Below are 21,469 nucleotides of genomic sequence, written 5' to 3' on the forward strand. Positions count from 1 at the left end.
CTGTTGCAGACATGGGCAAGCCCCGGCGCAAAGCTTGGTACAATATAATTGTACATGGCCCGCGCGCCGGATAGGTCTTGGGCATCATGCGCAGGATCACCATCATTGGCGGCGCGGCGGAAGCACGCGATCTGGCCCGGGCCTTGCCCGGGGCGCGGGTGCTGTTGCCTGTCCCGGAACGCACACCCGGCCCCTGGCCGCGCCCGGTCGAGGCGGGGCCGCTGCCCGACGGCTGGCTTGACGGCACGGACACGGTGGTTGAGGCCGCGCATCCCTGCGACGACAAGACGGCCTTTGCCGTGGCCCGCGCCTGCCGCGCCGCCGGGGTGCACCATGTTCAGCTTGTGCGCCCGCCCTGGCGCGCCACCGCACGGGACACCTGGGTTTCGCTCAAGGCGCCGCAGGACGCCGCGCTTGTGATCCCGCCTTCGGCGCATGTTCTGGTCACAACCGGCCGGGCGCTGCTGCCCGGACTGCGCAGGGTGCGGGCCACCTGTCTGGTTCGGCACATCGGCGCGCATCCCGGAGGCTACCCGCCATTGCCGCGCGCCCGGTATCTTTGCGGGGAAGGGCCGTTCAGCCTTGCGCATGAAATCGCCCTGATGCGCCGCGAGCGCATCGACTGGCTGCTGTTGCGCAATGCAGGCGGGCGTGGCAGCTGGCCCAAGCTTGAAGCCGCGCGCCACCTGCGCCTGCCGGTTGCCATGCTGGACCGCCCACGCCGACCGGACGGGCCGCGCGTGACATCGGTAGAGGAGGCTGTGCGGTGGATACAGCGCTGAACGAACGGATCATCCGCGGTGACTCCTGCGTGGCGGAAGGTGCGGCCTGGCTGGCAGAGCGGCACCCCCGGTTCGCCTTTGCGCTGGATCAGACCGGCCCGCTGCCGCTGCGCCTGCGCCCGGACGGGTTTGGCCAGCTGCTTTCGGCCATTGTCAGCCAGCAGGTCAGCGTCGCCTCCGCCCGCGCGATCTGGGCCAAATTGGAGGCGGCGGGCATGGTCACGCCCGAGGCGATCCTCCGTGTCAGCGAAGAGGAGCTGCGCGGGCTTGGCCTCAGCCGCCAGAAGGCCGCTTATGCGCGCGCGCTCGCCGAGGCCGACATCAACTATGACGCACTGCGCGGCCTGCCAGCGGGCGAGGTGGTCAAAACGCTTGTGGCGGTCAAGGGCATCGGCATCTGGACCGCCGAGATCTACGCCATGTTCAGCCTTGGCCGCGCAGACATCTTTGCGCCGGGCGATCTGGCCTTGCAGGAAGGCGCCCGCATCCTCTTTGCACTGGACGAGCGGCCCAAGGAAAAGGCGCTGCGGCAAATGGCGGAGGACTGGAGCCCATGGAGATCGGTTGCGGCGCGCATCCTCTGGGCCTACTACCATGTCGAGAAAAACAGAGAGGGTATCTAGGTGACAAGAGTGCTCAAGACCGGACGCAAAGGGCCGGTATCCGGTGAAATGCGGTCCTGCGTGGTGTTCCTGCACGGCTACGGCGCCAACGGCGCAGACCTGCTCGGGCTGGCCGATCCTCTGGGAGAGCACCTGCCCGACACGCTCTTTGTCGCGCCCGATGCGCCTGAGGACTGCGCAGGCTCGCCCATGGGTTTCCAGTGGTTCCCGATCCCATGGATTGATGGCTCATCCGAGGAAGAGTCGCGGGCGGGCATGGACCGCGCCGTCGACGATCTGAACGCCTTCCTCGATGCCTTGATGGTCGACGAAGACCTCCTGCCCGAGCAGGTGGCGCTGGTCGGTTTCAGCCAGGGCACGATGATGAGCCTGCACGTTGCCCCGCGCCGCGAGGACGAGTTGGCCGGGGTTGTCGGTTTCTCGGGCCGCCTGCTGGAGCCGGAGCTTTTGTCCGATGAAGTCGTCTCGCGCCCGCCGATCTTGCTCGTGCATGGCGATCAGGACGACGTGGTGCCGCCGCAATCCATGCCGCAGGCCGCCGAGGCGCTTCAGGGCGCAGGCTGGAAAGAGATCTATGGTCACGTCATGGAAGGCACCGGCCACGGGATTTCCCCGGACGGGCTTGGCGTGGCGCTGGCGTTCTTGCGGGACAAATGCGGGTTTTGAGGGCGAGGGCCGCCTCCCGCTCGTTCGTTTCACCGCTAGCGCGGAATCAAGGCCGCAGGCTGCCGCGCTATCGACGGGCCGTTCCCGCGGCACGGCGATTGGGTTGATGTATCGTGCCAAACCGGCCTAGCGCGCCAGTGGCCGGGATAAATCAAGGGGACCAAAGCGGGGATCGCCATACCACGGCCCGCCGATAGCGCGGCTTTCTCTCCGGATGAAGCGTTGGTCATTAGGCCCGGGTCGCGGTCACGGCGGAACGCGTACATCGTCTGCACAAGCCCCCAATAGAACCCCTCCCTCCCGACGTCCTCTAAACAAAGAAAAAAGCCGCCCTGTTGAACAGGACGGCCTTTCGCGAATGAGTTGAAAGCACTCAGCCTTCTTGCGGTGCCGCAGGCGCTGCCGGGGCAGGCTTCTTGCCGCCGGAGAGCGGATCGTCCTGACGCTGCACGGAGCCTTCGAAGTGGGCACCGGACTCGATGGCGATGGTCTTGTGGATGATGTCACCCTCAACGCGCGCAGTGGCGGTCAGGCGGACTTTCAGGCCACGGACACGGCCCACGATGCGGCCGTTCACAACCACGTCGTCGGCGATCACTTCACCCTTGATGGTTGCGCTCTCGCCGATGGTCAGCAAGTGGGCGCGGATGTCACCCTCAACCGTGCCTTCAACCTGAATGTCACCGGTGGTGCGGATGTTGCCGGTGATGTGCAGATCGTTCGACAGCACGGAGGCCGGCGGCTTGGCCTTGGGCGCGGCGGGCTTGGCGAAATCGCCAGCCGGGGCGCGGGGCGCTTCTGCCGGGGCTGCGGGCTTTGCCGCGCCGGTGTCTTCGGCCTTGTTGCCGGGTTCATTGATTTTGCTTTTAGAAAACATCGTTCGCAGCCTTGATGTAGATCATCGGATTAACAGGTTTGCCGCCGACGCGGACCTCATAGTGAAGATGGGTCCCGGTCGACCGTCCAGTGTTCCCCATATCACCTACGCGCTGTCCACGCGAGACCCTTTGGCCAACCTTCACGCGAATTTTCGACAGGTGGGCGTAGCGGGTCTCGATGCCGAACTCGTGCTGGATCTTCACAAGACGGCCATAGCCGGAGGACCAGCCCGCAAAGGTGATCACACCATCAGCAGTAGAATAGATCGGGGTGCCATGCGGCGCGGCAAAGTCCGTGCCCGCATGCAACCGGCCCCAGCGATAGCCAAAGCCGGAGGTAAAGCGGAACGGATCCTTGAGCGGCGTCGCAAAAGGCGCTTTCTGCGCGGCGATCCGGTAGAGGTTCAACCGGTCCATCTCACCCAGAATGCGGTTGGCGCGCTTGGTGTCCTCGGACGGCTCTTCGCCGCGCGTGGAGAAGGAGAGGGGGGTCAGCGGGCCGCCCTGGCCGGAATAGCCCTTGCGCACCTGGCTCAGGATGCTGTCGGGATTCATGCCCGCCTTCTCGAACATCTTGTCGAGTGGCTTGACCGAAACCGTCATTGCCTCTTCGAGCTGGCGGAAGATGCGGTCGTTCTTGTCTTCCATCTGCTCGATCTCGGCCTGCATCTCTGCGGCGCGGATCAGTGCGGCCTGCGCATCGGCCACCACCTTGTCACGCTCTTCGGCGGTGCGGGCGAGCGCATCTGCGAGGAAATCCATGGTGCTGTCGCTCTGCCCGGCGGAGGCAACCTGCGTGCTGCCGGTCTCGATCTGCTCTTCCAGCGCGGCCAGCCGGTCAGACACCGCTTCGCGCTCTTTCATGGTTTCGCGCAGCGTGGCCTGAATGACGTCGATCCCTGTCGCCAACTCCCGGCCACGGGTCTCGCTTTCCAGAAGCTCGCTCTGCATCACGGAAATCTGGCGCAGCGCGGCGTTGAAACGTTCCTGCGCCGCCAAGGCCTCCCCGGCGCGCTTGTCACGTTCGGCGGACAGCGCATTCAGACGCTGCTGATAAGTCACCTGCTCGCGGCGCGCCTGTTCGCGGAAGTTGCCGGAGCCGATGGAGTCCATCAGCAAAATGGCGGTGGCGACAATGGTCCAGGCGACGATGACCGCAGAGCCTGCAAAGGCAAAAGCCTGCGTCTCGGGCCGAAGGCGAATGAAGCGGGTGTCGGTGTCTGATCGCAAGAACAGACGGCGTTCCGGAAAAAAGCGCTCGATCAGCGCATGAGTCTTGATAGCCAGACGTGTTCTCACCTGAACGCCCTTCTCAATTCCATCCCCATGGAAGAGGGGCTCCCCAAAGCCCACGATCCCACGAAGAAAGGGCTTATCCAGCCGGTCACATTTCCGCAAGCTTTTTGAATATGTGATTCGCGAACACGCGCGGTCTGTTGCGCAAATGGCGAAATTCCGCCGATATCCAACGGCTTCGGACCTGTTCTTTAGGTTAGGTCACCTCTGTGAGCGGCCAGTAGAAATCCGGCGGCAACCCGGCCTCGGCGCGCTTCTCCTCGTTGAAGGGCGGCTTCAGCGGGCCGTGGAAATAGGTCCGAACAAGCGCGTGAAAGACGTCCTTGGGGTCCTGTTCGTGCCGTCCGCACAGGAAGTGGAACCACTTGGAGCCATAGGCCACATGGCCAACCTCTTCGGAATAGATCACCTCCAGCGCTTCCACGGCGCGCGGCACATTCCCTTTGCGAAAAATCTCGATCATGCCGGGGGTTACGTCCAATCCGCGTGCCTCCAGAACCATCGGCACCACCGCCAGACGCCCGTGCAGATCCTCCGCCGTATCCTCTGCCGCGCGCCACATGCCCGCGTGCGCCGGCAGTGCGCCGTAGAAACTGCCCAATTCCTCAAGACAATCGCACATCAGATTGAAATGCTTGCTTTCTTCATCCGCCGACTTGACCCAGTCGTCATAAAACCCGAGCGGCATCGGAATATGGGCAAACCGCGGGATGATGTCCCAATGCAGATCCACCGCATTGAGCTCGATATGCGCCACCGCATGCAGAAGCGCGATGCGCCCCTGCGGGCTGCCGGGCTTGCGCTTCGGCACCTTGCGCGGATCAAGAAGCTCCGGCTTTTCCGGCCGGGACGGGCGCAAAGGCGGCTCCGCGCGCCCGATCTCCAGCGTCTCACCCGCCTTGCGCGCGGCAAACCACAGCGCCGCATAAGCGCGCGACTTCGCCGTCTTCTCCCGGCCATCGGCGGTGGTCAGAACATCCACCGCCATCTCGCAAAGGCTCATCGCCATGTCGCATGCGTCCTTGTTTCTTTGGGCTTAAAATACCTCGGGGGTTCATCCCTGTCCGCAACGCGGCAAACGCTCCTGCGGAGCGTTTGTGGGATGGACGGGCAGCGCCCCGAACGAAAATTTTGTCCCGGCAAAATTTTCCCCCGGCGTCAGAGCGCGCGCGCCGCCTCCAGAACCGCCTCGGCGTGGCCGGGCACTTTCACCTTGCGCCATTCGTGCACAATCGCGCCATCCGCGCCAATCAGAAACGTAGAGCGTTCGATCCCCATGAATTTTTTGCCGTACATGGATTTTTCCTTCCACACACCGAAATCCTCGGACAGGGTGCCGTGCTCGTCCGAGATCAGCGGCACCTCCAGCGCCTTTTTCTTCATGAATTTCTCGTGGCTGGCGATGCTGTCCTTGGACACGCCAAACAGCTTCACCCCCAAAGCCTCGAAGTCCCCCTGCAGCGCGGTGAAGGCCTCGTTTTCCTTCGTGCAGCCCGAGGTGTCATCGCGCGGGTAGAAAAACAGCACGAAGGCCGTGCCCTTCAGCCCGCTCAGCGAAACTTCGCCATTTGTTGCGGGCAAGGTAAAATCAGGTGCCATTTGCGTCATCGGTGGGTGTCTCCTTGCGAGGCTTGCGATAAGGTAAGATCAGATCAGACCACAAGAATAAACCCCAGAGGCCGCAGGTCCAGTGAGCGAGACCGAGCAACCCGTCAAGAAACGCCGCAGCCGCCGGAAACGCGCGGCAATTCTTGCTGCACCCTTTGTGGTGCTCTTCGGCCTGCTTCTGACTGCCTATATTGCGCTGGCCGAGCCTGTGGCCGCCCCCGATTGGCTGCGCAAACGGATCGAGGCGCGGATCGACAAAAGCGTGCCCGGCGCCAAGCTGGGCTTTGGACGCATGAGCGTGGCGCTCAGCCGGAAAGGCCAGCCGCGCGTGATCCTGTGGGATGTGGACCTGCGCAACACCCGGGGGGAGCCGATAGCAGCCCTGTCCGATATCGAGGCGGGCTTTTCCCCGCTCGCGCTCCTGCGCGGCAAGCCGGTTCTGCAGAGCGCGCGTGTCTCCGGTGCCTTCCTGACCATGCGGCGCGATGCGCAGGGGCGGTTCGGCCTTGCGCTTGGCGATGTTTTTGCCTCGGGCACCGCAGCCCCGGACATTCCCGAAATCCTCACCCGGATTGACCAGGCGCTGGCCGATCCGCGCCTCGCCGGGCTGAACGCCTTCGAGGCCGACGCGCTGACCTTGCGTTATGAGGACATCCGCGCCCATCGCGGCTGGACCGCCGATGGCGGGCGCATCCGCTTTGCGCGCGAGGACGGCAAACTGCGCATTTCCGGCGATGTGGCGGTGCTCGGCGGCGGCAACCGCGTGTCCACCATCGAGGTCAGCGCCGAAAGCCCCATCGGCGCGCCGACGCTGGAGTTCGGCCTGCGCCTCGGCGATCTGTGGTCACGCGACATCGCCACGCAGTCCCCTGCCATGGCCTGGATGGACTTGCTTGACGCGCCAATCTCCGGCGCGCTGCGGGCTGGGCTGGACGAGAGCGGCAGCTTGACGCCGCTCAATGCCACCTTGCAGATCGGCAAAGGCGTGTTGCAGCCGAACCGCGATCTCAAGCCGATCCCCTTTGAAGGCGCCCGCACCTATTTCACCTATGATCCGGCGCAGGAGAGCCTGCGGTTTGACGAGATTTCCGTCAGCTCCGACCAGTTGCAGCTCAGCGCCGAAGGCCGCGCCACGCTGGACGGCTGGGAAAGCGGCTGGCCCAGCGGGTTGACCGCGCAGGTGCGCCTGCCGAGCATTGCGCTCTCCGAAGCGCCGTTTCTGGATCGTGCGGTTGAGATCACCGGTGCCGATGCGGCCTTCAAACTGACCTTCGATCCGTTTGCCGTGACCGTCGGATCGCTCAGGATCAGCGATCCGGACTATCCCCTTCAGGCCAGCGGCCGGCTGAGCGCCTTTTCCGACGGCTGGCAGGTGGCGCTTGATGCCCGTGTCGCCGAAACCAACAAGGATCAGGTTCTCAGCTTCTGGCCCGAAACCGTCGTGCCCAAGACCCGCAACTGGGTCAGTCAGAACATTCTCGGCGGGCGCATCCACAGCGCCGCCTTCGCCCTGCGGCGCGCGCCGGGCGAGAAACCCGTGCCCTATCTCGATCTGCAATTCGAAGAGGGCCGCGTGCGTTACAACCCGGTCCTGCCGGTGATCACCGATGGTGTGGGGCGCATGACGATCAATGGCAATCGGCTCGCGGTCTATGTGGAGAAAGGCCAGAGCGATCCGGGGCAGGGCGGGATGATCGACCTGTCCGGCTCGCATTTCATCATTCCCGACATCACCGCGCGCCCGGCGCTTGGCGTCGTGGGGCTGAAAGCGCGTGGCGGGGTCACGGCGGGGCTTGCCTTCATCGACAATGAAAAATGGCAGGTGCTGGGCCGGATCGGGCGTGATCCGAGCATTGCCTCGGGCGATGCGGAGGTCTCGGGCGACATTTCCCTGCCTTTGCGCCGCGGGGTGACGCGCGACGATGTCTCGCTCGCGCTCAAAGGCGTGCTGCGTGATGTGAGGAGCGACACGCTGGTGCCGGACCGGGTGCTGACGGCGGAGCGCCTGGAGATGGCCCTGTCGAGTGCGGCGGTGACGCTGACCGGGCCGGTCATGCTCTCGGGCGTGCCCGCCACCGGCACGTGGCGGCAACCTTTGAACGGTGGCGCGGGCCGGGTGTCTGCGGATGTGACCGTGACGGACGAGACGTTGCGCGCCGCCGGGATCTCCCTGCCGTCCGGCATGGTGCGCGGCAAGGGCACGGGCAAGCTGGAACTGACCCTGCGCAAGGGCGAGCGTCCCGGCTTCACGGTGACCAGCACGCTGGCGGGCCTTGGTCTCAGCGTGCCGCAATTGGGCTGGGGGCTGGGCACCGGGCAAACCGGGCGTTTCCAGATCGCCGGTAGCCTGGGCAAGCCGATTGCCGTGGATGGCATGTCCCTCAGCGGGGCCGGGCTGGAGGCGAACGGCACGGTGGAGCTGACCCAAAGCGGCAGCTTTGACGCGCTGCGCCTAGCCCGGATCAAAGTGGGGAACTGGCTCGACGCCAGCGCTGTCCTGCGCAATCGCGGTGGGGGGCGGGCCCCAGCGATCGAGGTCAGCCAGGGCCGCGCCGACATGCGAACCGCGCCCTTTGGCACCTCCGGCAGCAGCAGTGGCAGCAGCGGCGGCGATCCTTCGGGCGGCGGACCGCTGGCCCTGACGCTGGACCGGCTGCAGATCACCGACAGCATTTACCTTGACCAGTTCCGGGGCAATTTCGACACCGCGCGCGGGCTCGAAGGGCGCTTTGACGGGCGTCTGGGCGGCAAGGCCCCGGTCGAAGGCGAGGTGATCCCGCAGGGCGGGCGCAGCGCGTTCCGGGTCAAGGGTGAGGACGCGGGCGACATCCTCAAGGCGGCAGGCATTCTCAAAACCGTGCAAAACGGCACGTTTGAACTCGATCTCAAGCCGGTGCCGGGGCAGGTGGGGGCTTATGATGGCCGTATGCAAAGCAAAGGCCCGCGCCTGCGCAACGCCCCGGCCATCGGCGCGCTGCTCGATGCGATTTCCATTGTCGGCCTTCTGGATCAGGCCAATGGGCCGGGGATCTTCTTCACCGAAGTGGACGCCAAATTCCGCCTGACCCCCTCCACCGTGATCCTGACCGAAGCGGCGGCGGTTGGCCCTTCCATGGGGATTTCCATGGACGGCTATTACGATATGAACAGCGGCTCGATGGACATGCAAGGGGTGCTCTCGCCGATCTATATCCTCAACGGCATCGGACGTCTGATCGCGCGCAAGGGCGAAGGGCTGATCGGTTTCAACTTCAACCTGCGGGGGCCGGTTTCGGGGCCGCGTGTCAGCGTGAACCCGCTTTCCGTTTTCACACCGGGCATGTTCCGCGACATCTTCCGCAGGCCGCCGCCACGGGTGGCGCAGTAGGCGCGCCTGCGGTAGAGGGGCGCAAACCACATGAGTCCGCCCATGCATCTCTCCGATTTCGACTTTGACCTGCCCGATGAGCTGATCGCAACGCGCCCGGCCAAACCGCGCTCCTCCGCGCGTCTTCTGGTGGCGACACCTGAGACGATCACCGATGCGCGCGTCTCCGATCTGGTGGACTGGCTGAACCCCGGCGACCTGCTGGTGCTCAACGACACCCGCGTGATCCCGGCGCGGCTCTCCGGTCTGCGGCGGCGCATGGGCGAGGCGGGCGCAACCGAGGCGAAGATCGAGGTCACCTTGCTGGAGCCGCGCGCCGACGGGACGTGGAGCGCCCTGGTCAAGCCTTTGAAAAAGGTGAAGGACGGCGAGACCGTGATCTTTTCGGACGCCCTGTCAGCCTGTGTCGAAGGACGCGGCGACGGGCAGGGCTACCTGCGGTTCAACCTCACAGGCGAGGACTTCGACGCGGCGCTGAACGCCGCCGGAGCCATGCCTCTGCCGCCCTACATCGCCGCCAAACGCGCGGCGGATGCGCAGGACCGCGAGGACTATCAAACTGTCTGGGCGGAAAAAACCGGCGCGGTGGCCGCCCCCACGGCCTCCCTGCATTTCGATGAACCTCTGCTGGACGCCCTGCGCGCCAAGGGCGTTTTGTTCACCCATGTCACTCTGCACGTGGGGGCGGGCACCTTCCTTCCGGTCAAGGTCGACGATGTGACCCAGCACAAGATGCACGGCGAATGGGGCGAGGTCTCTGAAGCAGCCGCTCAGGCCATCGCGGACGCAAAGGCGCGCGGCGCACGGGTGATCCCGGTCGGCACCACTGCGCTGCGCCTCATCGAGACCGCTGCCCGCTCCGGCACGATTCAGCCGTACCGCGATGTGACCGACATCTTCATCTACCCCGGCTTCACCTTCCACGTGGCCGACGCGCTGATGACGAATTTCCACCTGCCCAAAAGCACGCTGATGATGCTGGTCTCGGCTCTGATGGGGCAGGAGCGGATCCGCGCTATCTATGATCACGCAGTCACCGAACGCTATCGCTTCTTCTCTTATGGGGACGCGTCGCTTTTGCTGCCCTAGGGATGACAAACCAAGGGTAAACCCCGAGCCTGATGGCAAAAATTCATCAACGGGCGCGCCCGCGACGTCGCAAAAGAGCAAATGGGTCGCTCGTGGCATAGGATGGCGGTGCGCGCCGTGTTAGTGATTCCGAACAACGTATCTGAAGGGCGCAGGCATGTTCGACGTAATCAGACAATCCTGGGCGCTTTTGCTCGGTATGCTCCTGCTCATGGTGGGCAACGGCCTTCAGGGCTCGCTTCTGGGTGTGCGTGGGGCCGAAGCCGGTTTTGGCGCAGGCACCATGTCGATCATCATGTCCGCCTATTTCGCCGGGTTCCTCGTCGCCTCGCGCATGGTGCCGGGGATGATCCGCCGGGTGGGACACGTTCGGGTCTTCGCCGCGCTTGGCTCTTTCGTCTCGGCAGCGCTCATCCTGTTCCCCGCCTTCCAGGACCCCATCGCCTGGACGTTCGGGCGCATGGTGATCGGGTTTTGCTTCTGCGGGGTCTATGTGACGGCGGAAAGCTGGCTCAACAATGCCTCCACAAACGAGACACGCGGCCAGACGCTTTCGGCCTACATGATTGTTCAGATGGCTGGCGTTATTGCCAGTCAGGGACTTCTCGTAGTGCCAGATGCCAGCGGGTTCCTGCTTTTCGTGATCCCGTCCGTGCTCGTTTCCATCTCCTTTGCGCCCATTTTGTTGTCAATTACACCCACCCCGGCGTTTGAATCGACCAAGCCCATGACGCTCAAGGAACTCTACGATGTCTCGCCCCTTGGCATGGTCGGCATGTTCCTGCTCGGCGGGATCTTCTCGGCCCAGTTCGGCATGGCGGCGGTCTACGGCACGCAAGCGGGTCTGACCCTCGGCCAGATCTCCATTTTCGTCGCGACCTTCTATGTCGGCGCGATGGTGATGCAGTACCCGCTGGGCTGGCTGTCGGACCGCACCGACCGCCGCAAACTCATCATGCTGGTCGCGGCATTCGGCGGCGCGGCCTCGGTCTACGCGGTGCTTTCGGGGGGCGGGTTCTACGCCATCACTGCCGCCGCCTTCGTCATCGGAGGGTGCTCTAACCCTCTGTATTCGCTGCTGATTGCCTATACGACGGACTTTCTGGAACCGGAGGACATGGCCAGCGCTTCGGGCGGGCTCCTGTTCATCAACGGGCTCGGCGCGATCACCGGTCCGCTGGTTATCGGCTACGTTATGGAAGTTGTTGGTCCTTACGGTTTCTTTGTTCTGCTCGCGGTGCTGCTGGGCACCATGGCGCTCTATGCGTTGTTCCGCATGACCCGCCGTGCCGCGCTGCCCGTGGCAGACACCGGCAGCTACGCGCCGATCACCCCAAGCGCGACGCCGGTCTTCATGGAGGCCGCGCAGGAATACGCGATCGAAGCCGCCGAAGAAGCAGAGGCGGAAGAAGAGGAAGCCGGGGCGAGCAACTGATGTTTGCGCACGCTCTGGCCGCCTGTCCCTAAACTTCCGGAATCCCTGACTTTCTTTTCATGTCAGCTATGACAAAAATCGTGATTACCCCTGAGTCCGCTCAGGCGTTAACGTTTTTGTAACAGTATTGCGTAGGCCGCACGGAGGAGTAGGTATGGCGACGCCCGAGGATATCCTGGCATTCTGGCTCGACGAGGTCGGTCCGGGTGGTTGGTACAAGCAGGAAGACGCGCGGGATGAGACCATCCGCACCCGGTTCGGGGAAACCTGGAACGCCGCGATGGAAGGACGCTATGGCCTCTGGCTCACTTACCCGAGCGGCACTCTGGCCTATATCATCCTGCTCGATCAGTTCTCCCGCAACATGTTCCGCGACGACGCCAAGGCCTTTGCCTCCGACAGTGTCGCGCTTGCGGCGGCCAAACAGGCCATTCATCGCCGGTGGGATCTCAAGATCGACCCGCCCGCGCGCCAGTTCTTCTATCTGCCGCTGATGCACTCGGAGAACCTGTGTGATCAGGACCGCTGCGTGCGCCTTTTGAAGGATCGCATGCCCGGCGGGCCGGACAATCTGCTCCACGCACGGGTGCACCGCGAGATCATCCGCATGTTCGGCCGCTTCCCTTATCGCAACGAAGCACTGGGCCGCACCACAACCGCTGCGGAACAGGCGTTCTTTGATCGTGGCGGCTATGGCGCGGTTCTGCGGGACATGCAGCAAGTCGCCGCCTGATCCAGCCTCTGAAATATGAACCGCGTCCCGTCCTCGTCGGGGCGCGGTTTTCTTTTGCCGCAGCCTGCGTTAGCGTCAGACAAGACGATAAGGCAGGGAGGGCCGGATGAGCGCATCGAGCTTTGACATGATCGTGATTGGCGCGGGGCCGGGTGGCTATGTCGCCGCGATCCGGGGCGCGCAACTGGGCCTCAAGGTCTGCGTGGTGGAACGCGAGCATCTGGGCGGCATTTGTCTCAACTGGGGCTGCATCCCGACCAAGGCGCTGCTACGGTCGTCAGAGATTTTCCACTACATGAAGCGCGCTGGCGAGTATGGGCTGAAGGCCGAAGGCATCAGCTTCGATCTCGACGCGGTGGTCAAACGCTCGCGCGGCGTGGCCAAGCAGCTGAACTCCGGCGTCGGCCATCTTTTGAAGAAAAACAAGGTCACTGTGATCATGGGCGAGGCACATCTGCCCGCCAAGGGTAAGGTGACGGTCAAAACGGACAAGGGCGAAGAACAGCTCACCGCACCGTCGATTGTGTTGGCCACAGGCGCGCGGGCGCGGGAGTTGCCGGGGCTTGAGGCGGACGGCGATCTGGTCTGGACGTACAAGCATGCGTTGCAACCGCCCCGTATGCCCAAGAAGCTTCTGGTGATTGGTTCCGGAGCCATCGGCATCGAGTTTGCCAGCTTCTACGGCACGCTTGGCGCAGAGGTCACGGTGGTCGAGGTCATGGACCGCATCCTGCCCGTCGAAGACGCCGAGATCAGCGGTTTTGCCAAAAAGCAGTTCCAGAAGCAGGGCATGGACATCCGCGAGGGCTGCATGGTCAAGCAACTGGATCGCGGCGAGGGTACGGTGACGGCGCATCTCGAAAAAGGTGGAAAAATCACAAAAGAATCCTTTGATACGGTCATTTCAGCGGTTGGAATTATTGGAAATGTCGAAGGGCTGGGGCTTGAGGGATTGGGTGTGAAGCTCGACCGGACCCATGTTGTGACCGATCCCATGTGCCGAACCGGCGTGGACGGGCTCTATGCGATTGGCGACGTCGCAGGCGCGCCCTGGCTTGCGCACAAGGCCAGCCATGAGGGGGTGATGGTGGCAGAGTTGATCGCGGGCGGGCATCCGCATGCGGTTGATCCGGACAGCATCGCAGGGTGCACTTATTGTCATCCTCAGGTTGCAAGCGTTGGTCTGACCGAAGCGCAGGCAAAGGAGCAGGGCTATGACATCAAGGTAGGCCGTTTCCCCTTCATCGGCAATGGCAAGGCCATTGCTCTGGGCGAAGCGGAAGGGCTGATCAAAACCATCTTCGACGCCAAAACCGGCGCGCTGCTGGGCGCGCATATGGTTGGGGCAGAGGTGACCGAGCTTATTCAGGGCTATGTGGTCGGGCGGCAACTTGAGACCACCGAAGAGGACCTGATGAACACGGTCTTCCCGCATCCGACGCTGTCCGAGATGATGCACGAAAGCGTGCTGGACGCCTTTGGCCGGGCGATCCATTTCTGACGTTTGATGCGTCAGGTTTGGCCTTTGGCGGCCGTTCATCTCACCTCAGGCGCGGAATCAAGGCCGCAGGCCGCCGTGCCTATCGACGGGCCGTCCCCGCGGCACGGCGATTGGGTTTGTGTATCGAACCACATAGGCCTAGCGCGCCAGTTTCTACGATAAATCGAGGGGATCAGAGGTTTGATCGCCGTACCACAGCCCGTCGATGGGCGCGGCTTGCGCACTGACGATGAGGTCCCGGAACAAGTCCGAGACGGGTGTGCGCTCAATGACAACTCCAGGCCATCACCGCATCCCCAGCCTGTCAAAAAACGCCGCCGCCCGTGGCCTGACCCAATCCCAAAGCGCCGGTGCGCCATTGCGGATCTTTGCGCCGACACGGGTCTCGAAGGTCTCGAAACTGACGTTGTAGTCCACCCAGGACCCGCCGCCGTTCGCAAGGTTCAGGTTTGGCGGCACGAAGCGGTCCAGTGACTTGGCGAACCGTGCCTCGGGCGTCTTATTTGCCTCAAATTCGTCCCAGATCGCGCGGAACCGCATCGCCTGATCCTCTGGCAACAACCCGAAAATCCGATCCGCCGCCGCCTGTTCCTGCGCCTCGATCGCCGCCGCGTCGTGCTCCCCGAACACCGGCGCGTCTCCCGCGTCGATTTCCACAAGGTCGTGCAAAATCAACATGGTGACCACCTTCGCCGTGTCGATGTCCTCCGGCGCATGCTCGGCCAGGGTCAGCGCGAACAGCGCCACCTGCCATGAATGTTCGGCAGTGGTTTCCTTGCGCGAGCCATCGGCCAGCTTGGTGGCGCGGATGACGGATTTCAGCCGGTCGGCTTCCATGAGAAAGGCCATTTGGGCGTCGAGGCGGGATGTGTCAGACTGCATCATGACCAAGGTGTGACGCCAAGCGCGCAGGAGGGCAAGATGTCCCAGAACAAGACGCAGGCAACGGGCACGGATGTGCCGACGTTCTTGCACGCCGTAGAGCCGCCGGGGCGCCGCGAAGATGCGCTGCAACTCGACGCCCTGTTTCGCCGCGTGACGGGCTTCACCCCGCGCCTTTGGGGACCGAGCATCATCGGCTACGGCGCCTATCACTACGTTTATGACAGCGGCCGCGAGGGCGATTTCCTGGCCACCGGATTTGCCCCGCGCAAAGCCAACATGGTGGTTTACATCATGCCGGGGTATTCGGATTTTTCCGATATTCTGCAAAGGCTTGGGCCGCACAAGCTGGGCAAGTCCTGCCTCTATCTCGGGCGGCTCAGCCAGGTGGATCAGGATGTTCTGGCGGAGCTGATCCGGGCCGGGCTGGACGATTTGAACACACGCTGGCCGGTCCGCGCGGAGCCGTAGATCACAGATTCTCGTTGTCCGATCCGGGCGCGATAGCCTCGGGGATCGCCTCGCCGCGCTTCCTCGCCTCCAACGCCTCTTTGACGTGTTTGGTGAGGAACTCCCGCCCACGGCGCTCCGCAAGGCGAATTCGGATCGACGTCAGATACGCTTCTTCGGCGGTCTGCGACGAGGCCCCAAGCACCTTGGCCACCTGTTCGTACAGCCGGTCTTCATCCAGCGCGTCCATCGCTTTGATGGTGTCAGCGGCGAGTTTGTCTGCAAGGTCTTCGAGCACGGATGACATGCGGGTGCGATCTTTCCTGTAACGGGGCGGATGCGCGGCACTATGCCCAGCGGGCAGATGAAGCTCAACCCGCTGCAAAAAACTTGGCGGGCTTCAGGCTATTTTAACACTGGGCTGCTCTTTTGGACCTCGCTCTTGGGTGAGAGCGGAATGAATGAGATCCGGGCGTGTTTTGCGCCCGCATCACTTTGGGTGGGTGAAAATGACAAGCTTTGTGACGAATATGTCGTCGCAGGTGGCGTTGCGCACGTTGCAAGCCATCGCGACAGATGCCGACCGCGTGCAAAATGCGCTTGGGACGGGAAAACGGGTGGCCAACGCGCAGGACAATGCCGCGTTCTGGGCGCTTTCGAAAACGGTGGAAGCGGATGTCGCGGGGTTTGTCGCGGTCCAATCCAGCCTCGACATGGGGAAGGCGACGATATCGGTTGCGCGCTCCGGGGCGGAATCCCTTGTCGACACGCTGGGGAACATGAAGCAAACAATCATCGCTGCCGATACTCCGGCGGCGGACGCGGAAAAACTGCAAGCCCGCTTCGAGGCACAAATGGCGCAGGTGGAAACCGTGGTGCGCTCGGCGCAGTTCAACGGTCTGAACCTGTTGCGCGACGAAGGGGCCGGCGAAGAAACCGGCGATTTCGACGTGATGGCCTTTGCGGGTGGACGCTTCGCCGACTCGCTGAAATTCAACGTGGCCCGACAGGACCTGCGTCTGGACGCGGCAGAGATCACGGCCGGGTCAACCGCGGTCTTCGACGCGCTGAATGCGATGTCAGGTGCGATGGAAAGCGGGGCCAGCCTGTCCGCCGGGGGCTCCTCCACCGTGACCGTCCGCGATTCCTTCGCCGCAGGGACCGGGTTTTCCTTGCAGATCACCGGCGCGAGCGGCGGGTTTTCGGGATTGAACACCACCTCCGAAAGCGATCTGGCTTTTGTTGCGGGCAACAGCGCCACCGGCAATGACGTCAAGACGGCGCTGATCTCGGCCTTCAATAAACATATTACGGACAGTGGGTTATCGGGATGCGGAATCACCGCCACGGCGGGCGCCGCGACGGGTCAGATGACCATTTCGGTTGGCGCAGATGCCCCATCGGGAAGTTTCACCGTGCGCGTCCGGCAATATGATGCCACCGATAGCAGCGGGGGCGGCCTGGGGTTTCTGAACGGGTTGGACCTGACGCAGGCCTCGGACCGCACGGCGGCGCTCGACCGGATTGATCTTGCCGTCGATGTGGCCGCGCGGGCGGCGAGCGCCTTTGGGGCGGCAGAGCGTCAGATCGACGTGCAGGCGCGCTTTGCAGACGATATGGCGATGGTGCTGAAATCGCGGGTTGGCACGATGGTTGACGCGGATCTGACCGCGGTCTCTGCCCGCCAGCAAGCGCTCCAGGTCCAGCAGAGCCTTGCTGTGCAGGCGCTGTCGATTGCCAACAGCAGCCCGCAGGTTCTCTTGCAACTTCTGCGCTAAGCCTCTGGCTTAGCGCGTGTTTTCTGTCAGGCGGCGTTTCACGTAGCCGGTGACGTTGTCGATCATCGTGTCCATGTAGGGCTCTTCAAAGAAGTGCCCGGAGCCGTCGATCTCGTCATGGGTGATGGTGATACCCTTCTGCTCGTGCAGCTTGTTCACCAGCGCGCGCGTATCGGCGGGCGGGGCCACCTTGTCGGCGGTGCCGTTGATGATCAGACCCGAAGACGGGCAGGGCGCGAGGAAAGAGAAGTCGTACATGTTCGCCGGCGGCGACACCGAGACAAACCCTGTGATCTCCGGGCGGCGCATCAGCAGCTGCATGCCGATCCAGGCGCCAAAGGAGAAACCGGCCACCCAGCAGTGCTTGGAGTTCTGGTTCATTGACTGCAGGTAATCGAGCGCGGAGGCCGCATCGGACAACTCGCCCACACCCTGATCATATTCACCCTGAGACCGGCCCACGCCCCGGAAGTTGAAGCGCAGAACCGTGAACCCCATTTTGTAGAACGCATAGTGCAGGTTGTAGACAACCTTGTTGTTCATCGTTCCGCCGAACTGCGGATGCGGGTGCAGCACGATGGCAATCGGCGCGTCACGGTCTTTTTGCGGGTGGTAGCGGCCTTCCAGGCGGCCTTCGGGTCCGGGAAAGATGACCTCGGGCATAAAACGGGTTTTCCTCTTGCGGCCTCAGGTGAATTCTTGACAAATTCAGTCGGCAATATTAGAAACATTCTAAATCGAGCGCCGCTGTGGTACACGGTTTCGATCAGGCTGGATTGCAGATAAGCAATTGACAGGCTGAGGTCAATTGAATTGCCACCCGAATCGCGGGTGCGGGAAGGGGGAATGCCGTGAAACTGAGTACGAAGGGGCGCTATGCCATGGTGGCGCTGACCGACATCGCCCTGCAACCCGAAGGCACCCTTGTCACGCTGAGCGAGATTTCCAAGCGGCAGGACGTGTCGCTGCCGTACCTCGAACAGCTTTTCGTCAAGCTGCGCCGCGCCGGTCTTGTCGATTCGGTGCGCGGTCCGGGTGGCGGGTACAAGCTGGCCAAGTCCGCGTCTGACATTCGTGTTGTGGATGTTCTGAGCGCCGTGGATGAAACGGTGGACGCGATGCACAAGGGGGCAGGGGCCTCCGGCGCGGCCTCCGGCTCGCGCGCGCAGTCGCTGTCGAACCGTCTGTGGCAGAGCCTCTCGGCGCAGGTCTATGTGTACCTGCACCAGACGCGACTTGCGGATGTGATCGACAACACGCTGGCCCCGTGCCCGGCGGTGCCGTCGATTTTTGCGGTTGTCGATGAGGACAAGTGACACCGGTCGGTAGGCCGGGGCTGCGCCCCGGCGTTTTGGATATTTGAACAGAGAAGAAGCAGGGGCAGCGGTGAGCCGGACCTATCTTGACTGGAACGCGACAACGCCTTTGCGGGCAGAGGCGCGCGCGGCCATGCTGGCCGCGATGGACGTGGTCGGGAACCCGTCCTCCGTGCATGCGGAAGGCCGTGCCGCCAAGGCGATTGTCGAAAAGGCGCGGGCGCAGGTGGCCACGGCCTTTGGCGCGGATGGGGCGGATGTGATCTTTGTCTCCAGCGCGACGGAGGCGGCAGCGCTGGCTTGCGCCGGTCAGGGTTATCTTGGCGCGGCGATCGAGCATGACGCGGTTGCGGCCTGGGTGGACGATGGCCTGCCCGTGGATCAGGCGGGCGCCGTTCAGGTCGCGGATCCCGCGCGGTCCGTATTGCAGGCCGCCAATTCGGAGACCGGGGTGATCCAGGCCCTGCCGCAGGGTCTGGCGGTGGTGGATGCCACCCAGGCTTTTGGAAAATTACCTGTGGCTTTCAACTGGATGGGCTGCACCATGGCGCTGATTTCCGCGCACAAGCTGGGTGGGCCCAAAGGCATTGGCGCGCTGGTGATCAAGCGCGGCACGGACATCGCCGCGCAGATCAAGGGCGGCGGTCAGGAAATGGGACGGCGCTCCGGGACGGAAAATGTCATTGGAATCGCGGGGTTCGGTGCCGCAGCGCAGGCGGCGGCGCGGGATTTGGCGGATGGCGTCTGGGAGCCGGTGGAAGAATTTAGAAATATTCTAGAAATAACTATTGAGGCTTTTGCAAAAGAGACTATTTTCATCGGGAAATCCGCGGACCGCCTGCCGAACACATCCTGCTTTGCCCTTCCCGGTTGGAAAGGGGAGACGCAGGTGATGCAGATGGACCTCGCCGGATTTGCCATCAGCGCCGGCAGCGCTTGCTCCAGCGGCAAGGTGCGCGCCAGCCGCGTGCTGACAGCGATGGGGTATGACGACGCGGTTGCGTCGAGTGCCATTCGGGTGAGCCTTGGCCCATCCACAACCAAAGAAGAGGTCCTGCGTTTCGCCGACGTCTGGGCCGAGAAATACCGGAAGCACCGCGCGCGGGGCGCCTGACCGAGAGGAAACGTGAATGTCAGCTATGGATGAAGTCACCGTCAAGGATGGCGTGGATCAGGAAACCGTGGATGCGGTGAAGTCTGTCGGCACGTATAAATACGGCTGGGACACCGAGATCGAAATGGAATACGCCCCAAAAGGGCTGACCGAAGACATCGTGCGCCTGATTTCGTCCAAGAATGACGAGCCGGAGTGGATGACCGAGTGGCGTCTGGCTGCCTACGAGCGCTGGTTGCAGAAGGAAGAGCCGAACTGGGCGATGGTCGACTATCCGGAAATCGATTTCCAGGATCAGTATTACTATGCCCGCCCGGCGAGCATGACCGAGAAGCCCAAGTCCCTCGACGAGGTCGATCCCAAGCTTCTGGCGACCTACGAAAAGCTTGGTATTCCGCTGAAAGAACAGATGATCCTTGCCGGGGTCGAGGGGGCCGATGGCTCCCCTGCCGAGGCCAAGGAGGGCGAGCGTCGGGTGGCCGTGGATGCGGTTTTCGATTCCGTTTCTGTCGGCACGACCTTCCAAAAGGAGCTGAAAGAGGCGGGCGTGATCTTCTGCTCGATCTCCGAGGCGATCCGCGAACATCCCGAGCTGGTGAAGAAATACCTCGGCTCGGTGGTTCCGGTTTCGGACAACTTCTATGCCACGCTGAACAGTGCGGTCTTCTCTGACGGGTCCTTTGTTTACGTGCCGCCGGGCGTGCGCTGCCCGATGGAGCTTAGCACCTATTTCCGCATCAACGCCGAAAACACCGGCCAGTTCGAGCGCACGCTGATCATCGCGGACAAGGGCTCTTATGTCTCTTACCTCGAAGGCTGCACCGCGCCGCAGCGCGACACTTCGCAGCTGCACGCCGCTGTGGTTGAAATCATCATCGAGGAAGACGCGGAGGTTAAATACTCTACCGTGCAGAACTGGTTCCCCGGGGATGAGAACGGCAAGGGTGGCATCTACAACTTCGTCACGAAACGCGCCGACTGCCGGGGCGACCGGGCGAAGGTGATGTGGACGCAGGTCGAAACCGGCTCTGCCGTGACCTGGAAATACCCGTCCTGCATCCTGCGCGGTGAAGAGAGCCAGGGCGAGTTCTACTCGATTGCGATTGCCAACAACCACCAGCAGGCCGACACCGGCACGAAGATGGTGCACCTGGGCAAGAACACCAAATCGCGCATCGTGTCGAAAGGCATCAGCGCGGGCGTGGCCCAGAACACCTATCGTGGTCTTGTGTCCATGCACCCCAAGGCCAAGGACAGCCGCAACTATACCCAGTGCGACAGCCTGCTGATTGGTGACAAATGCGGGGCGCATACGGTGCCTTACATCGAGGTGAAGAACAATTCCTCGCGCGTCGAGCACGAGGCGACCACCTCGAAGGTGGACGACGATCAGCTCTTCTACTGCCGCCAGCGCGGCATGGACGAAGAAGAAGCCGTGGCGCTGGTTGTGAACGGGTTCTGCCGTGAGGTTCTGCAGGCTCTGCCGATGGAATTTGCCATGGAAGCGCAACAGCTTGTGGCCATCTCGCTGGAAGGATCGGTGGGCTAAGGCCCGGGCAGGGCCGGGGCAGAGCCCCGCCCTACGGACAGTCGGGACAGCCGGGCAAGGGAGACGCACAGTGTTCGTCGCAGCCATCAGTCAAACCGTGGGCGCGGGCAAGGCCCGGCGGCTGGCGCAGGGCGTCCTGCGCAAGGCCGCTGCCGTGTCGAAGGCGGGCTGAGCCATGGCACGGGCGGTCCTGATGACTTCGGTTCTGACTGGCGTCTTTTGTGCGCTCTTCTCGGTTGTTGTCGGGGCGCTCAGCATGGCGCTGTCGCCGCCCGTCCTGATCGGCCTGTCCTTTGTGTCTGGCTTTTGCGGCAGCCTCTTTGCCCAGCTTGTGATGAAGCGGGGGAAGTGATGCGCCGCAGGATCGCAGATCGGGCCACAACCGGTTCCAACCCGGCGCAT

Annotated in this window: 21 protein-coding genes; 14 read left to right on the forward strand and 7 right to left on the reverse strand. The window is 63.2% G+C overall.

Annotated features, from left to right (window positions below; genetic code table 11):
• Window positions 1–86 precede the first annotated feature (86 nt).
• Genes E4662_RS09395 through E4662_RS09405 form a run of 3 tightly spaced genes read left to right on the forward strand, consistent with a single transcriptional unit; the run spans window position 87 to window position 2,071 of the window.
• Window positions 87–782, forward strand: a complete 696-nt coding sequence (locus tag E4662_RS09395) for a precorrin-6A/cobalt-precorrin-6A reductase (RefSeq protein WP_136441280.1) — start codon at window positions 87–89, stop codon at window positions 780–782.
• Window positions 767–1,405 carry a DNA-3-methyladenine glycosylase family protein gene (locus tag E4662_RS09400; protein WP_420819263.1) on the forward strand — a complete coding sequence of 213 codons (639 nt, stop codon included), beginning with the start codon at window positions 767–769 and terminating at the stop codon, window positions 1,403–1,405. Before E4662_RS09395 ends, E4662_RS09400 begins: the two co-directional genes overlap by 16 nt.
• Window positions 1,406–2,071, forward strand: a complete 666-nt coding sequence (locus E4662_RS09405) for an alpha/beta hydrolase (RefSeq protein ID WP_136441281.1) — start codon at window positions 1,406–1,408, stop codon at window positions 2,069–2,071.
• Between the two features lie 373 nt (window positions 2,072–2,444).
• On the opposite strand, the gene E4662_RS09410 is transcribed toward E4662_RS09405, so the two are convergent.
• The 4 genes from E4662_RS09410 to E4662_RS09425 form a co-directional block, all read right to left on the reverse strand.
• Entirely contained in the window at window positions 2,445–2,948 is a 504-nt protein-coding gene (locus E4662_RS09410; protein WP_136441282.1) for a bactofilin family protein, read from the reverse strand.
• Window positions 2,938–4,248 carry a M23 family metallopeptidase gene (locus tag E4662_RS09415; protein WP_136441283.1) on the reverse strand — a complete coding sequence of 437 codons (1,311 nt, stop codon included), beginning with the start codon at window positions 4,246–4,248 and terminating at the stop codon, window positions 2,938–2,940. The genes E4662_RS09410 and E4662_RS09415 overlap by 11 nt, the downstream gene beginning before the upstream one ends.
• A 193-nt stretch (window positions 4,249–4,441) precedes the next feature.
• Window positions 4,442–5,254: a ferritin-like domain-containing protein gene (locus E4662_RS09420; RefSeq protein WP_136441284.1), complete on the reverse strand. Its 813-nt coding sequence runs from the start codon at window positions 5,252–5,254 to the stop codon at window positions 4,442–4,444.
• 149 nt (window positions 5,255–5,403) lie between these two features.
• A complete protein-coding gene (locus E4662_RS09425) occupies window positions 5,404–5,853 on the reverse strand; it encodes a peroxiredoxin (RefSeq protein ID WP_136441285.1) in 450 nt (149 codons plus the stop codon).
• A gap of 82 nt (window positions 5,854–5,935) precedes the next feature.
• Here E4662_RS09425 and E4662_RS09430 point away from each other — a divergent pair, with 82 nt between their 5' ends.
• From E4662_RS09430 to lpdA, 5 genes are all read left to right on the forward strand, one after another.
• Window positions 5,936–9,220 carry a YhdP family protein gene (locus tag E4662_RS09430; RefSeq protein WP_136441286.1) on the forward strand — a complete coding sequence of 1,095 codons (3,285 nt, stop codon included), beginning with the start codon at window positions 5,936–5,938 and terminating at the stop codon, window positions 9,218–9,220.
• Between the two features lie 42 nt (window positions 9,221–9,262).
• A complete protein-coding gene (gene queA, locus E4662_RS09435; protein ID WP_136441666.1) occupies window positions 9,263–10,309 on the forward strand; it encodes a tRNA preQ1(34) S-adenosylmethionine ribosyltransferase-isomerase QueA in 1,047 nt (348 codons plus the stop codon).
• 157 nt (window positions 10,310–10,466) lie between these two features.
• Entirely contained in the window at window positions 10,467–11,744 is a 1,278-nt protein-coding gene (locus tag E4662_RS09440) for an MFS transporter (protein WP_136441287.1), read from the forward strand.
• Between the two features lie 154 nt (window positions 11,745–11,898).
• Window positions 11,899–12,477 carry a DUF924 family protein gene (locus E4662_RS09445; RefSeq protein ID WP_136441288.1) on the forward strand — a complete coding sequence of 193 codons (579 nt, stop codon included), beginning with the start codon at window positions 11,899–11,901 and terminating at the stop codon, window positions 12,475–12,477.
• Between the two features lie 106 nt (window positions 12,478–12,583).
• Window positions 12,584–13,978, forward strand: coding sequence for a dihydrolipoyl dehydrogenase (gene lpdA / locus E4662_RS09450; protein WP_136441289.1), 1,395 nt, complete (start codon window positions 12,584–12,586; stop codon window positions 13,976–13,978).
• 285 nt (window positions 13,979–14,263) lie between these two features.
• Here the strand turns inward: lpdA and E4662_RS09455 are convergent, their stop codons facing one another.
• Entirely contained in the window at window positions 14,264–14,827 is a 564-nt protein-coding gene (locus E4662_RS09455) for an HD domain-containing protein (RefSeq protein WP_240705160.1), read from the reverse strand.
• 72 nt (window positions 14,828–14,899) lie between these two features.
• On the opposite strand from E4662_RS09455, the gene E4662_RS09460 reads away from it, so the two are divergent.
• A complete protein-coding gene (locus E4662_RS09460) occupies window positions 14,900–15,331 on the forward strand; it encodes a DUF1801 domain-containing protein (RefSeq protein ID WP_136441290.1) in 432 nt (143 codons plus the stop codon).
• Between the two features lies 1 nt (window position 15,332).
• Here E4662_RS09460 and E4662_RS09465 read toward each other — a convergent pair whose 3' ends face one another.
• Window positions 15,333–15,617 carry a hypothetical protein gene (locus E4662_RS09465; protein ID WP_136441291.1) on the reverse strand — a complete coding sequence of 95 codons (285 nt, stop codon included), beginning with the start codon at window positions 15,615–15,617 and terminating at the stop codon, window positions 15,333–15,335.
• 202 nt (window positions 15,618–15,819) lie between these two features.
• On the opposite strand from E4662_RS09465, the gene E4662_RS09470 reads away from it, so the two are divergent.
• On the forward strand, window positions 15,820–17,088 hold the full coding sequence (locus tag E4662_RS09470; protein WP_168797944.1) for a flagellin: 1,269 nt from the start codon (window positions 15,820–15,822) through the stop codon (window positions 17,086–17,088).
• Between the two features lie 9 nt (window positions 17,089–17,097).
• On the opposite strand, the gene E4662_RS09475 is transcribed toward E4662_RS09470, so the two are convergent.
• Window positions 17,098–17,751: an alpha/beta hydrolase gene (locus E4662_RS09475; RefSeq protein WP_136441293.1), complete on the reverse strand. Its 654-nt coding sequence runs from the start codon at window positions 17,749–17,751 to the stop codon at window positions 17,098–17,100.
• Between the two features lie 188 nt (window positions 17,752–17,939).
• On the opposite strand from E4662_RS09475, the gene iscR reads away from it, so the two are divergent.
• The 4 genes from iscR to E4662_RS24060 all read left to right on the forward strand — a co-directional run bounded on the left by iscR (window position 17,940) and on the right by E4662_RS24060 (window position 21,419).
• Entirely contained in the window at window positions 17,940–18,404 is a 465-nt protein-coding gene (gene iscR / locus E4662_RS09480) for a Fe-S cluster assembly transcriptional regulator IscR (protein WP_136441294.1), read from the forward strand.
• A gap of 70 nt (window positions 18,405–18,474) precedes the next feature.
• The gene (locus E4662_RS09485) at window positions 18,475–19,518 is read left to right on the forward strand and encodes a cysteine desulfurase family protein (RefSeq protein ID WP_136441295.1); all 1,044 of its coding nucleotides are present in this window, start codon (window positions 18,475–18,477) and stop codon (window positions 19,516–19,518) included.
• 16 nt (window positions 19,519–19,534) lie between these two features.
• The gene (gene sufB, locus E4662_RS09490) at window positions 19,535–21,067 is read left to right on the forward strand and encodes a Fe-S cluster assembly protein SufB (RefSeq protein ID WP_136441296.1); all 1,533 of its coding nucleotides are present in this window, start codon (window positions 19,535–19,537) and stop codon (window positions 21,065–21,067) included.
• Window positions 21,068–21,242: 175 nt separating this feature from the next.
• Window positions 21,243–21,419, forward strand: coding sequence for a hypothetical protein (locus tag E4662_RS24060; RefSeq protein WP_168797945.1), 177 nt, complete (start codon window positions 21,243–21,245; stop codon window positions 21,417–21,419).
• Window positions 21,420–21,469 lie beyond the last annotated feature (50 nt).

The organism is Pacificoceanicola onchidii, from assembly GCF_004804335.1.
GTDB classification, from domain to species: Bacteria; Pseudomonadota; Alphaproteobacteria; order Rhodobacterales; family Rhodobacteraceae; genus Pacificoceanicola; species Pacificoceanicola onchidii.

Bases quoted from the DNA above. Each gene is read 5' to 3' on its own strand.
- E4662_RS09395 (WP_136441280.1), top strand. From the start codon at position 87: ATGCGCAGGATCACCATCATTGGCGGCGCGGCGGAAGCACGCGATCTG.
- E4662_RS09410 (WP_136441282.1), bottom strand. From the start codon at position 2,948: ATGTTTTCTAAAAGCAAAATCAATGAACCCGGCAACAAGGCCGAAGAC.
- E4662_RS09420 (WP_136441284.1), bottom strand. From the start codon at position 5,254: ATGGCGATGAGCCTTTGCGAGATGGCGGTGGATGTTCTGACCACCGCC.
- E4662_RS09425 (WP_136441285.1), bottom strand. From the start codon at position 5,853: ATGACGCAAATGGCACCTGATTTTACCTTGCCCGCAACAAATGGCGAA.
- queA (WP_136441666.1), top strand. From the start codon at position 9,263: ATGCATCTCTCCGATTTCGACTTTGACCTGCCCGATGAGCTGATCGCA.
- E4662_RS09440 (WP_136441287.1), top strand. From the start codon at position 10,467: ATGTTCGACGTAATCAGACAATCCTGGGCGCTTTTGCTCGGTATGCTC.
- E4662_RS09445 (WP_136441288.1), top strand. From the start codon at position 11,899: ATGGCGACGCCCGAGGATATCCTGGCATTCTGGCTCGACGAGGTCGGT.
- lpdA (WP_136441289.1), top strand. From the start codon at position 12,584: ATGAGCGCATCGAGCTTTGACATGATCGTGATTGGCGCGGGGCCGGGT.
- E4662_RS09455 (WP_240705160.1), bottom strand. From the start codon at position 14,827: ATGGCCTTTCTCATGGAAGCCGACCGGCTGAAATCCGTCATCCGCGCC.
- E4662_RS09460 (WP_136441290.1), top strand. From the start codon at position 14,900: ATGTCCCAGAACAAGACGCAGGCAACGGGCACGGATGTGCCGACGTTC.
- E4662_RS09465 (WP_136441291.1), bottom strand. From the start codon at position 15,617: ATGTCATCCGTGCTCGAAGACCTTGCAGACAAACTCGCCGCTGACACC.
- E4662_RS09470 (WP_168797944.1), top strand. From the start codon at position 15,820: ATGACAAGCTTTGTGACGAATATGTCGTCGCAGGTGGCGTTGCGCACG.
- E4662_RS09475 (WP_136441293.1), bottom strand. From the start codon at position 17,751: ATGCCCGAGGTCATCTTTCCCGGACCCGAAGGCCGCCTGGAAGGCCGC.
- sufB (WP_136441296.1), top strand. From the start codon at position 19,535: ATGTCAGCTATGGATGAAGTCACCGTCAAGGATGGCGTGGATCAGGAA.
- E4662_RS24060 (WP_168797945.1), top strand. From the start codon at position 21,243: ATGGCACGGGCGGTCCTGATGACTTCGGTTCTGACTGGCGTCTTTTGT.